This window comes from Nonomuraea indica (assembly GCF_002850745.1).
In the GTDB taxonomy this organism is placed as follows: Bacteria; Actinomycetota; Actinomycetes; order Streptosporangiales; family Streptosporangiaceae; genus Nonomuraea; species Nonomuraea indica.
Map to the genome: position 1 here is coordinate 130,847 of NZ_KZ559480.1, position 12,423 is coordinate 143,269.

The 12,423-nt window shown below is 68.2% G+C and carries 11 protein-coding genes and 1 pseudogene; 11 read left to right on the forward strand and 1 reads right to left on the reverse strand.

The genetic code is table 11. The annotated features are described in order from the left end of the window. Positions 1 to 235: 235 nt before the first annotated feature. Entirely contained in the window at positions 236 to 667 is a 432-nt protein-coding gene (locus CXR44_RS30690; RefSeq protein ID WP_101789634.1) for a hypothetical protein, read from the forward strand. Positions 668 to 717: 50 nt separating this feature from the next. Then, positions 718 to 1,101 (forward strand): hypothetical protein, encoded by a 384-nt coding sequence (locus tag CXR44_RS30695; RefSeq protein ID WP_101789635.1) that lies wholly within the window; start codon positions 718 to 720, stop codon positions 1,099 to 1,101. 238 nt (positions 1,102 to 1,339) lie between these two features. Here the strand turns inward: CXR44_RS30695 and CXR44_RS30700 are convergent, their stop codons facing one another. After that, the gene (locus CXR44_RS30700) at positions 1,340 to 1,978 is read right to left on the reverse strand and encodes a DinB family protein (RefSeq protein ID WP_245899586.1); all 639 of its coding nucleotides are present in this window, start codon (positions 1,976 to 1,978) and stop codon (positions 1,340 to 1,342) included. Between the two features lie 535 nt (positions 1,979 to 2,513). On the opposite strand from CXR44_RS30700, the gene CXR44_RS30705 reads away from it, so the two are divergent. The 9 genes and pseudogenes from CXR44_RS30705 (at position 2,514) to CXR44_RS30735 (ending at position 12,374) form a co-directional block, all read left to right on the forward strand. Then, the gene (locus CXR44_RS30705; protein WP_144070137.1) at positions 2,514 to 4,790 is read left to right on the forward strand and encodes a cytochrome d ubiquinol oxidase subunit II; all 2,277 of its coding nucleotides are present in this window, start codon (positions 2,514 to 2,516) and stop codon (positions 4,788 to 4,790) included. 74 nt (positions 4,791 to 4,864) lie between these two features. Next, positions 4,865 to 5,663, forward strand: a pseudogene (locus CXR44_RS30710) (IS5 family transposase); the annotation flags it as partial. 817 nt (positions 5,664 to 6,480) lie between these two features. Next, the gene (locus CXR44_RS42005) at positions 6,481 to 6,693 is read left to right on the forward strand and encodes a sigma factor (RefSeq protein WP_342748615.1); all 213 of its coding nucleotides are present in this window, start codon (positions 6,481 to 6,483) and stop codon (positions 6,691 to 6,693) included. An 18-nt stretch (positions 6,694 to 6,711) separates the two neighbouring features. Next, positions 6,712 to 7,008: a sigma-70 family RNA polymerase sigma factor gene (locus CXR44_RS42010; RefSeq protein WP_342748616.1), complete on the forward strand. Its 297-nt coding sequence runs from the start codon at positions 6,712 to 6,714 to the stop codon at positions 7,006 to 7,008. Further along, positions 7,005 to 8,201, forward strand: a complete 1,197-nt coding sequence (locus CXR44_RS30720) for a TolB-like translocation protein (protein ID WP_101789637.1) — start codon at positions 7,005 to 7,007, stop codon at positions 8,199 to 8,201. Before CXR44_RS42010 ends, CXR44_RS30720 begins: the two co-directional genes overlap by 4 nt. Before the next feature lie 91 nt (positions 8,202 to 8,292). After that, the gene (locus CXR44_RS39120) at positions 8,293 to 9,282 is read left to right on the forward strand and encodes a hypothetical protein (RefSeq protein ID WP_144070138.1); all 990 of its coding nucleotides are present in this window, start codon (positions 8,293 to 8,295) and stop codon (positions 9,280 to 9,282) included. Positions 9,283 to 9,708: 426 nt separating this feature from the next. Continuing rightward, positions 9,709 to 10,848 carry a DUF6183 family protein gene (locus CXR44_RS30725; RefSeq protein WP_101789638.1) on the forward strand — a complete coding sequence of 380 codons (1,140 nt, stop codon included), beginning with the start codon at positions 9,709 to 9,711 and terminating at the stop codon, positions 10,846 to 10,848. 432 nt (positions 10,849 to 11,280) lie between these two features. Beyond that, positions 11,281 to 11,472, forward strand: coding sequence for a hypothetical protein (locus CXR44_RS30730; protein ID WP_101789639.1), 192 nt, complete (start codon positions 11,281 to 11,283; stop codon positions 11,470 to 11,472). Further along, the gene (locus CXR44_RS30735; protein ID WP_101789640.1) at positions 11,469 to 12,374 is read left to right on the forward strand and encodes an NAD(P)-dependent oxidoreductase; all 906 of its coding nucleotides are present in this window, start codon (positions 11,469 to 11,471) and stop codon (positions 12,372 to 12,374) included. Before CXR44_RS30730 ends, CXR44_RS30735 begins: the two co-directional genes overlap by 4 nt. Positions 12,375 to 12,423 lie beyond the last annotated feature (49 nt).

Here is a 12,423-nt window from a genome sequence, read left to right on the forward strand (position 1 = left end):
CGCGCGGGCCGTCGCAGCTCACCGGCCCGTAGTTGACCGAAAGTTTACAAGTGACTACGCACAGTGTCCAAGACGTGTCGGCGCCGGCGGCCTGCCGTCCGGGGCTGGCCGACGGATGGCTCGTCTTCGGACGAGTCCGTCCGCGGCCCTGTTGGACACCGCGTACCCACGGCTTCGCTGACTCTCAGGGCGGCGAACCCGCCGCCCCTGTCGAAGCAGAAAGGCAACCATCACCATGGTGATCCGCAAGCACGCGGCCGGCGCGCTGCTCACCGCGGCCCTGTCCAGCGTCATCTGGGCAGCCCCCGCCCCCGAGGCCACCGCGGCGACCGCCCCGGCGGCCGCGGCGGCCGAGGAATGCGGGGTCCGCGCCGACGGCAGGCTCTACTGCCGCAACACCCCCAACGTCACCCTGTCCTACGACGCCTCCTACCAGACCGCCGAGACCGGCGTGCTGACGAGCAGCTTCAGCTGGTTCCAGTGCTGGGTCGAGGGCGGCCCGCACGCCGGCGGCAACAACATCTGGTACCTCGCCGCCGGTGACGAGGCGGTGCCGCCCTACCGCGGCTGGGGCTTCCTGCCCGCCGTTCATGTGTCCACCCCCCATGACCCCGCGCCGGGACTGCGCGAGTGCACCTCCGCCGACTACGAACTCATCGGACCGTGACCCCCCGATCCGCATCCCCGACAACCGCAGCACCGAACGAGGCACCACACATGAACAAGCACCGAGCCATCTCCACGACCATCGTCGCCGCGGCATTCGCGCTGCTCGGGGTCGCCCCAGCCACCGCCTCCGCCGCCTCCGCCGCCGCCTGCGGAGTCGATCCGCACGACGGAAGGCTGCACTGCAGCAACGAAGCCGGCGGCCTCCCCGTGTTCCACGAGCCCCGGCCCGTCGACGCGGTGGACTACCTCGACACCACGGAAAGCTGGTTCACCTGCTGGACACCGGGAGAACTCCACCCGGGCGGCAACACCACCTGGTACGGAACCGTCGGCGACAGGTTCGGCAACTTCGGGTACGTACCCGCATCCGTGGTGCACACGACCAGCGCCTTCGACGCCGACCCCAGCAGGTACGGCCTGCGCAGATGCTGATCGTGCCCGGGTGAACCGGTAACCCGGCCGACGCCCCGTCGCCACGGGCCCGGCATCCCCGGCGCAGCAAGCACCGGGGATGCCGGGGAGCAGCCATCAGAACGCCTGGTCCGGGATGATGCCGGCAGGAGGGCTCGCGGGAAGTCCATGATCCGGAGGACACGTCCCTGGCGGCCGGACCAGGGCGAGGCTGGACGTCACAACCATGGTTCCTTACCCCTCCGCCATGCGTCATTCTTCAAGGCTTGCCCACCATCGCGCCACCGTGGCCGCGCCCGGGGCGGGGGCCACGGTTCACCCCCGCCCCCACCAGCGCGGCCTGCTCGATCTTCGCGCAGTAGGCCGCACGGGCTTCCTCGTCGATCTGCTTCTCGTATTCGGCGCGCAACCCGGTCCGGCCGTCGAGGCCCTCGCGCAGGATGTCGGCGTGCCCGGCATGCCGGGTGGACTCGCCGAGGACATGGACCATGATGGCGAACAGGTTCGTGTGCCAGGCCGGCGTCGACTCCGGCCACCACGGCACGTGGCCGGGGGCGTCGAGGGGAAGCTCGTTGATCGTCGCGTCCGAGTGTTCCCATGCGCGCCGGTAGAAGGCGATGATCTGATCGCGGGTCTCGTCCTCGGTAGCCCACAGGTCGCTGCCGTCGGAGTCCTGCCACCGGGGCAGCGGTTCCGGGGAAGGGCGGTCGAAGACCTCGCCGAAGTACCTGGCCTCGACGGTGGCCAGGTGTTTGACCAGGCCGAGGAGGTTGGTCCCGGTCGCTGTCAAAGGTCGGCGGACGTCGTATTCGGACAAGCCGTCGAGTTTCCAGAGCAGCGCCTCGCGGTCCCGCCGCAGCCTCTCGTGCAGGTTGTCTTTCGCGAAATCGTCGATCATGGGTCACGAGTCTGTCAGGCCGCGCCGGTGGGCTCAGGTTGCGAGCCGCCCGGCGTCGTCGGCTCCGCCAGCTATCGCTCACCACGACACCGACTCGGCGAGATCTCGCGGGCCCGCTGCTCGATCTGCTCGTCCAGCGTGCCCAGCACCTTCTGGAGCTTCTCGACCGCAGACGGCCGGGCGCGGGGTCGTCGACGATGCCGTGGGCAGCCCGCGCGTATGCGGACGCGCTGCCTTCCGCGCCCACCTCGGCCATCTGGTCGCTGAAGCTTCCGGGGTGGTGGTGGAGTTCTTACTGGATGAGGACCAGGGCATCGACTGGCGCATCCTGGCATGGGAACGTCCCCGCCACGTGCGACGACCAGCGCAGCGCTGTGCCGCCTGCCGATGATCCGCTCCGCGCGGGGTATGGCCTCGCGCCGGCCGTCGAGGGTGCGGGTTCCGGCCGGCCAGGCCCTTGATCGTTTCGGTGGTGGCTCGCTAGGGTTGGGCGCCGTTGTTCGCCTCCTGTCCGCTCGTGCCCTGGGGATCGTTCGTGCGCCGCCATCGTTTCGGCACAGTCGCCGCGCTGTTCGCCGCCAGCTACGTGGCCGCCGTCGTCGGGTCCGGCGCCCACGCGCTGGCCACCGGCGACCCCACGCTGCTGCGCAAGATCGTCACCGGCTGGTGGGACCCGAACCTCGTGCCCTACACCTGGTGGGTGGAGCTCCTCATGGTCGCGGGAGGAGTCCTGCAGGGCTGGGCCTACTGGCAGGTGCTGCGCGGGCGGCCGGCCGGCACGGCAGCGGTCAACGACAGGCCGGTCCGGCTGTTACGGGCGGCCCTGTACCTCAGCGTCGCCTGCACGCTGCTGTACCGGCTGCCGATCTCGTACCCGTGGTGGTCGGACCTGCCCGCCGACCTGCTCGACTTCGCCGTCGTCGGGCTGTTCTTCGTGGTCCTCGCCGGGGCCCTGCCTCGATGGCTGCGGCTGCTCGGGGGCGTGGCCGGGCTGGCGAGCGCCGTCATGGGCGTGACCTCCACCGTCGCCTACGGCCTCGACCAGTACTCCGTCGTTCAGGCCATCTCTCCGTACCGGCTCGGCAACACCGTCCACCTGCTGTGGCTCGTGCCGGTCCTGGTCGGCCAGGCCAGGGACGCGCGCTGGGATCGAGGCACCGTGCGGATGGGCGGAGCCGCGGCGGCGCTGTCGCTGCTGTCGTCCGGAGGTCATTCGATCGTCGCGTTCGGCGGTTCGGACGTCAACTACCGCCTGGTGATGCTCATGGTCCTGAGCGTCCTGGGCGTCTTCGGGATGGTGTGGCAGGCCCGCTCCGCCCACGACCTGGGCGGCCCGGCCCCGGCACCGTCCCCGGCCGCTCCGGTCCGGCGCGCACCTGCGCGGGCGTGGCCCCTCGCCGCCTTGGCCGTGGTGATCCCGCTGATCCCCGCAGCCGTCAACCTCGCGGACGGCATGCCGGTGTGGACCGGCCCCAGGGGCGCGGTCGACGACTTCTTCCACGGGTACGTCAGCTACCCGGCGACGGTGCTCTGGGTCGCCGTCGACATGCTCATCGGAGTCGGCGCCCCTGCCGTACTGGTCCTGATCGCGATCGTCCGCAGGACCAGGCGGCTGCTGCGCGTCACGATGCTGATCTTGACCCTCGCCGCGGCGGCCGGCGTCGTCACCTCGTTCACCACGAAGCCCGAGGCGGACTGGCAGCTCATCCCCGAGGTGGTCGACCAGCGGCTGGCTCTGTACCCGGACGGGCTGTTCGACCCGAACGAGAAGGGCGAGATTCTCTTCGGGCTCTCCCCGCTGTGGTACAGCGCCGCGCTCGCCGCCTCCGCCCTCGTCCTGCTCGCCCTGTACGGCGCCCCACCCGCCGCCCGCCTGCGCCACCACGTGCTCGTGACGGCGCTGGCCACCTCCGTGGCCATGTGCTTCCTGCCGGCCGCCGACCAGTCACGCGGCCCGGTCACCACGGCCGAGGACTGCTCGCCTCCCGAACCCTGGGAGATGGACGGCAGGCCCGCAAAACCCCCGCCGCGGACCGGCTCGCAGGCCTTCATCTGCGCCGTACGCCGGCAGAATGCACTCACGTTCGACGCCACCACGCCGGACCAGGTGCTGCTCGCTTACGGCCGTCGCCTGTGCGCCGTCTACACCCGCAACGACCCACGCGAACTCGCCCGACTGCGGGAGGTGGAAGGGGTGGACGTCGGGAACCTGAGCGGGGTGCTCGCCGAGATCTGCCCGGCCGCGAAGGCAGAGGTCACGGCGAAAGCGGCCGCCGAGAACCGCGAATACGAGGAGTTCGCAGCCGAGGAGCAGCGCAAATGCGACGCCACCCCGCGTCACCGTCCCCTCATCAAGCCCGCCAAGGCGATCCGCCTCAAGGAGCCGGAGTGGCCCGAGGCGGGGCTGGAGCTGTACGACGAGTCCGCCGGCGAGGGCCGGAGCACGTCCGCCGGCCCGGTCACCGCCGGGCCCGGCCGTGTGACGGTGGGCACGCATTCCGACTTCTACGTCTGTGTCACGCTGGAGACCTACCCGCGCCGCCCACCGGTCGAGACCAAGGGCTGGGACGACGTCGTCGAGGTCGGCTACGCCAACCAGAGCGGCGAGATGAGCTTCATGGACGGGCTGAGCGGCACCGAACTGCCCGACCTGTCGCTCAACGGCCGCAAGGGGCACTACCGCATCCGCGTTCACTTCGCCTGGTTCCCCTGGAAGGGCGAGGAGTACGGCACCCAGCGGCTGCTGATCATGGCGTACCCGGGATCGGGCGACAAAGTCGTCACCTACCGCGGGCTGCCCAAGCGACGTTAGAGCGTGTTTGGGAAGATCATTCCAGTTTGGCGTGACAGCGTGACCGCGGATGCTGGGGCCGTCAGGATGGCCGAATGCCCCCTGCCCGCTACCCCTCCGACCTGACCGATGCCCAAGGGAAGCTGGTAGAGGACCTACTGCCTGAGCCGAACACCGGCGGACGTCCGGAGAAGCACACGCAGGGAGATCGTCAACGCCATCCTGTACGTGGTCCGCTCGGGCTGCCCGTGGCGGTACCTCCCTACCGACCTGCCGCCCTGGCAGACCGTGTACTGGTACTTCCAGCAGTGGGAACAGGCTGGCGTCACCGAGGAGCTGCTGACCGAGCTGCGCATCAAGGCGCGCCGCCAGGCGGGTCGCGAAGATGAGCCCTCGGCAGGGATAATCGACTCGCAGAGCGTCAAGGGCGCCGACACCGTGGGCCGCGACAGTCGCGGCTACGACGCGGGCAAGAAGGTCAACGGCCGCAAGCGGTTCATCATCACCGACACCACCGGCCTGCTCGTCACCGTGGCTGTCATGGCCGCGAGCTGGCAAGACCGCGACGGCGCCAAGACCGCCCTGCTATCGACCTACCTGACCACCCCGATCCGGCACGTCTTCGCCGACCAGGGCTTCGCGGGACGGCTGGTGGACTGGGCCCGCGACACGCTGCGCACCACTGTGGAGATCGTGCGCAAGCCCGCGGATCAGCAAGGGTTCAGCGTCATTTCCCGCCGCTGGGTGGTGGAAGGGACACTGGCGTGGCTGACCGCCTGCCGACGATTGGCTCGTGACTACGAATGCGACTCCGCCGTCTCCGAGGCGATCATCCGCTGGGCTGCCATCGCCGGCATGACCCGCCGCCTCGCTCGAGGAGGACCCGCCCGACGACAACCGCGCTTCATTTGCGATCGACATCCAGCGCAAACGGCCCTTCGAGCGCGCACTAAGGCCACAGCTCGGCATCATCAGGCGGCACATCACGTGCGTGAGGCCCCTGGACGCTGTCCGTCCCGGGCGTTAGTGCCGCATCGTGTCCCCGAGCCACGAGGACACCGCCTCACCACCGGCCGAGAGCCGGGGCAAGGCTTCAGCGCCATTCCAGTCGTCGGGTTCCACGATGACGAACCACGAGCCCAACTCGCCAATGACCAGTGTCTTTCCATGGCCAGACCGCTGAACGTGATGCCCCGCTTCCCCGCTGGCTTCCGACAGAGAACGCGGCGCAGTACTGGAGAGTTCCCCTCCGAGCGCAACGGCCACATCATCGGCGCTTACGGCGTGACACCAGGTGATGCCTACGTCCGGAAGGGACTCGGCAAGATCGTCGACGACGCTGCGGTAGTGGGATTCGAGATCCGTCGAGGAGTGGCGACGAGGGGGCATCCGGCCCCCCTGACGGTTTCCGCATCCTCGGTCACGCCGCCACGCCGAGCATGGATGATCTTCTCAAACACGCTCTAAGGCTTCTGCTGGCCACCCTGGTTAGCGGGCACCCCAACCCAGGCCCGTGGCGTGCAGGGCCGAGCCGGTAGCCGAGGGCTTTGGAACCGTGTTCTCAAGCGGACACGTCTGATGGTGTGACTCCTCACGGATGTGTCCGCGCAGTGACTTCGCCCAGGCCGCCTGCTTCCGACTCCGGCTGCGGGATGGAGTGACCCAACCATCTGCCGATCACGGGCGTCGGTAACGGGCGAGAGGAGTCATCTTGGACCCCAATGACAGCTTCCGCGAGTTCATGGCCGTCCATCAGCAGTCGCTGATGCGGACGGCCTACCTGCTCACGGGGGACGCCCACCTGGCCGAGGACCTGCTGCAGAGTGTGCTGCTGAAGGTGCTCGGCCGCTGGCCCAAGCTGGCGGACGTCACCAGTCCGCAGGCGTACGCCCGCAAGGCCCTGGTCAACCAGTACATCTCCTAGCGCCGGCGTCTGGCCAGGGTGGCCGAGTTGCCGAGAGCCGAGCCGCCGGATCGACCGTATTCCACCGAAGATTCAATGATTGTCCGGATCGTCATGCTTCGGGCGCTCGCGCAACTGCCGCCCAAGCAGCGGGCGGTGATCGTTCTGCGCTACTACGAGGACCTCACCGAACACGAGACCGCCAAGCTGCTGAGCTGCTCGATCGGCACGGTCAAGAGCCAAGCCCATCATGCGCTCGCCCGGTTACGAGTACTCGCGCCGGAGCTGGCACCGAAGTTCGCCGAAATGGAAGACCTGAAGGGAGCACACCGATGACCTGGCTGCGAGAGATGCTGGACGACGTAGCCGACGACGCTCCTCAGGTAGACCTGACCGAGCGGACGATCGGGATCCGCAAGCGGCGGCGGCGCAGGACGACCTCGATCGTCGCGGCCGCCGCGGTCGTCGCCATCGCGCTCGGCGTGACGTCCGCCGTACGGCTGCAGCCCACACAGCCGCGCCCTGCCGTGGCGCCCGGGACAGTGACCGACCTGCCGGCGCGAGGGGTGGGGCCGCTGAGCCACGCCTTCATGACGTTCTGCCGGCCGGAGCGCGGCAAGGCACCGGCGGGATGCGTGAACGGCGGCTGGCGGGTGGTCACCCGTGGTGGTACGACGTACCGGGTGGCGCAGGCCCTGTCCGGTTCCCCGTCGGGGCTCCGGGCGAGCCCGCTGGCGATCAGCCGGGACGGCCGTAAGATCGCGTACTACGACACCGAGGCTGACACCTTCGCGGTGCGCGACCTCGCCTCCGGAGCAGTGATCACGGCGCCGACGAAGGTGCCCACGGCCTGGCTCGGCAGTATCGCGCACCTCCTGCTGTCGGATGACGGCCGCTTCCTCGCCTTCACCAAAAGACCGCCACTCAAGGACCCGGCCATGCTGTTCGACATGCGCGAGCGCATGGCCCGGCCGCTGCCGAACGGCTGGAACCCCATCGGTCTGTCCCCGGACGGTGACACGATCACCTTGGCGGAGTACGCGCCCAAGACCCGTCTGCAGACCATCACCCGGCTCTGGCAGACGTCCACGGCGGGCAACGCGACAACCGTCAACGTCGCCGGCCACTACATGGTCGGCGCGCTCGGCCTCGACGGGCACAGCGTCGTCGCGGTGGAGAGCGTGGACGCGGGCATCACCGGATGCCTGAGAAGCGGCGCCGACCTCGTGCACCTGGATCGGAAGACCGGCAAGGTGCTCCGGAGGGTCCGCGTGCGGGGCCTTTCCATGACGGCCAACTTCGTCTACCTGCGCGGCTGGACCGGCCCTCACGAGATCACGGCCCTGGCCAAGCCCCTGGACTGCCGTGAGCGGGACGACAACGCGCCTGGATCGAGCCTCGACCCGCCATACGTTCCTTTCACGGCCTACGCGGTGAACGTCGAGACCGGCAAGGCCAGGAAGCTCGCCACCTACACCGCCCAAGGCTTCTTCCAACTCGTGCTCCCAGGCTTCCCCGGCACCCTGTGACGGACCCTCTGCGGCGTCACGAACAAATGGGCTGGCCAGCAGCTCGTTGAACTTGTTGATCTTCTCGTGGACCCTCAGATCTTGACGAGCGGTGATCAAGCCCGCGGCCCGTTTCTACCGTATTCCGGTGGCACCCGCGCAACGAGCCCAACTCGCCAATGACCAGTGTCTTTCCATGGCCAGACCGCTGAACGTGATGCCCCGCTTCCCCGCTGGCTTCCGACAGAGAACGCGGCGCAGTACTGGAGAGTTTCCCTCCGAGCGCAACGGCCACATCATCGGCGCTTACGGCGTGACACCAGGTGATGCCTACGTCCGGAAGGGACTCGACAAGATCGTCGACGACGCTGCGACCGGTCCGATCCTCCTCGAAGGCCTGTCCGTCCGCATGGGTGGCCTCACGGGGCGGCCCTCGGCGGCGATGGCGTCGGCGGCGTCGGCGATGCCGCTGAGCTCGCTTTTTCAGCCCTGCCCGAAAGGCTTTGACGGTCGGCTCCAACTGGGAAAGAGTCGCTGTTACCAGCGATTTATCGCCTTGCGGCCACACGTCCTGTGGTTTCGAAAGAACACAGGGAGCCGAAATTCGAGTGGTCGTACGCAACGAGGGAAGAGTCGCATGAACCCGCCGAAAAGAATCGCAGTAGGAGCAGTGGCCGGCGCCGCTGCCGCAACAGCGCTCATGCTGATCGTAGGATCAGCCACCCCCGCACAGGCAGATTCAGATTACCGACGAGAATCTGAAACGACTTTCTACGTGTCAAAACCCGGCAGCACCCCCACCACGCGTTGTAACGGCTGGGCCTGGGTCGGACAGACCTGGAACGGATACATCGAGGCTTCGACCCGCGTCACCTGCCCGGGCGAGCAGCTCGGCTACACCGCGCGAGCCAGGATCGCAACCGCCAAAATCTCTGGCGTCATCACGACGCACAGTACCAAGTGTGGGCGCGGCAAGACATGCAGCTCATCCGTAAGCACTTACGGTTCTAACGGAAAAACGTACTGCAATCAGGCATACGCCGCTACTCTTGGAGCAGGAAGCACGGGTGAAGGATTCGGCACGCCCTGCATTTACACATAGCATCCGCGCAGATTGCACCGACCCACTCCCACCATCAAGGTAGCCCTCCCCCTTCCAGGGGACCTGGCACGAAGAGCCTCCCGGAGCCCCTCAAAAATCAAGGGGACCCCCGGGGGGCTCTCGGATGCTCAGGCGGGGGTGTCGCGATGACGCAGCAGCGCGAGGCCTCGGTGCGACGCGCAGCCGGGTGATCATGGGGTCCGGCCAGGGCAGGACCAGGATGATCTTGAGCCGAGCACGGCCTGCGACGATGCCGGTCACGGAGTGCCCCGGCCAGGCCCTCGCCGCCGCCCCCGAAGCTGCCGACATCCCTCCTCCGGCCTCCCCGGCAAGTGTTCATCGCTGCGCAGGCGACTGCGGACAGCTGTGGAACGAACTTCGGAGATCGACACAGAACCCGATCAAGCGGACCCATAGGCTCTGATCATGGCGGAGAAGGTTCAGGAGATCGTTGGGTCCTTGCCGATCCTGAACGATGTGAACAGCGTGCATGAGATGGCCGAGCAGCGTCTGGCGGAAGGCGATGCCGCGTTCGTCGCGGATCTCGGGATCGCGTTGTTCAGGACGTACGGGTCGGCGGATCGGCCGATCTGGCAGTACAGGAGTGTCTTCGACTCGGTATTTCGCCTCCTGGCCGTCGCCGCCGACCCAGAGCATCTGGGACACGCCCTGCGTCTGATCGGGACCGTCGCCTCCGTTGACCGCAAGAAGGCGCGCTATGCCGCGTCGCTCTTGGCCTCAAGCCGGGCGGCGACCGACCTGGCGTGTGTCTTCGCTGGAGGCCAGGTGCACGCCGGAGGGTTGGAAGAGCTCCGCGCCTGTCTCGTACACGAGTTGGTACTGCGCGGAGAAGCCGTCGGTGACCTGCCCGGGATCGCGCCATGGGCGACGTCGCCGCACTGGCGACACCACCCCCTGGGCTGGTTGCCGCCGCGCCGGTCCTCGATCGAGCAGAGCCCCGACCTCCCCAGCTACAGTGTCCGCGGTTCCGGTCACTCCCTGCCGTTCGGGCCCTCCGGCAATGAAGCCGGCCCTGCTCCCGCAGGGGACGGCCGAGCCGTATCGGCGGTGGAGACCACCACGTCATCGGCTGTCGCCGAAATAGCGAGAGCCGTCGCGAACTGGGCCGAGGAGTCCAACGGCCGGATCGAGGTACGGACCTTCGCGCTCAGCACCGCCGGCGGGTCGATCGCGGAACTCCTCTCCGCGCTGAGCTTGGACTGCCTTGCCGCGAAGGGACGGCGGGCGGCGCCGTCGGCCTCCGCCTGCACGCCCTCACGGGTTTGGCAGGTCCTCTTCGCCGCAGCCTCCGCCGGAGGTGCCTACAACCACGGTCTCTACGGTGCATATGGACGCCTGGAGGCGTGGAAATCGATGGCGGGACTCTCCGGAGCGCCGCAGACCGCGACCTTCGTCGACGTCGAGCACCAGATCCATGACCACCGATGGTTCACCTTCTCGGCAACGACGAAGTGGTTCGAGCAGGTCGCCTGGGACATCGCCATCGCGGCTCTGTCACCTGACGGCCGAGCCCTCGCCGTCCTGGCGGCTACCGACACCGACTGATCAATCGACAGAACATCTCCGACGGTCGACCAAGCAACGTCCCCGCCCATTTCACGGCCCCAGGCCAGGCTGTCACTTTTCGAAGTCATGTGCACGGCTGTCCTGGGGGTTACGGGATCTGTGCAGAGGACTGCGAACATCCGGTGCGTCCATAGTCCTGTGCGCTGCCGTGCGTTTGTTCCGTACTCGTGTGCGCGACGGTGAGGTCCCGGCATGGACAGCGGGCGGGCGCGGATCGTCGAGCGGGGCGTGCTGACCGCCCTGCCATGCAGTAACCGACTATGCCTTTCGTGCGGGGATACGCACGGCCGTGCCATCGGGGATACTGACGCGATCCCAGTAGTCCCGTACCGAAACCTTACCGATTCGGCCCGTAAACGCCCGTTCATACCCTCGTGGCGACGAAGACGATCCCGTGCCGAGGAGGGTGACGTGAACGGGCTTCTCACGCCGGTGACCATCGGCGAACTGGATCTTCCCGACCGCCTGGTCATGGCGCCCATGACGCGCAGCCGGGCACGGGACGGGCTCGTCGGTGAACCGACCGCCGAGTACGCGGTCTTTCCACGTCGAGCCGGCGGCCATTCCTTCGACCCGAATCCGACACGAGAGGGAGCACCATGACGACGACAACAGCGACGACCGACAACCCCACCACAGCGGCGAGCCAGGTCACCGTGCTCGGTCTGGGTTCCATGGGATCGGCGATCGCCAGAACGTTCGTCGAACGCGGATATCGCACAACGGTCTGGAACCGGACGGCGAGCAAGAGCGCGCCGCTCGTCGACGCCGGCGCCACGGCGGCCGCCACGGCCGCGGAGGCGGCGGCGGCCAGCCCGCTCGTCGTGGTCTGCCTCCTCGACAGCGCGGCGGTCGACGAAGTGCTGGCCTCGGTCGATACCGCGGTCGCGGGCAAGGTGCTGGTGAACCTCACCAGCGGCTCACCCGCCCAGGCGCGGGCCAACGAGCGCTGGGCGAGTGAGCGCGGCGCCGTGTACATCGACGGCAAGCTCATGGGAGACCCGCCGTACGTCGGCACACCGAACATCACCGTCCTGCTCAGCGGTTCCCGCAGCGCCTTCGACGCCCACGAGTCGGCCCTGCGGGAGCTGGGCGGCGTCGGCTACCACGGCGAGGACGCCGGCTTGGCCGCCGTGGAGTTCATGGCCCAGGTCGCCATGGGCTACGAGATGCTCATCGGCTTTCTGCACGTGCTCAAGCTGGTTCGGGCGGAAGGGGCCGACGTGACGGAGTTCGGCGAGCGCGTCGCCGGCTCGCTGGCCGCCTATGCGCCGTTGCTGACCGCGATCGCCAAGGCGGTCGCGAGTGGGGAATACCCGCCGGACCTCGGTCCGCTCCGCGTCCAGGCCGCGCTGATGGACGACATGATCGACCACCGGGAGTCCGTCGGCGTGGAAGCCGTGCGGATGCGACAGGTCAAGGAACTGATGGATCGCCGGATCGCCGACGGCCACGGCGAACAGGGATTCTCGAGCCTTTTCGAGCTGCTGGAAAAGGAAGGCTGAACCGCGTCATGAGCCACCAGGTCGAAACAATCCTTCTCTTCCGCAACAC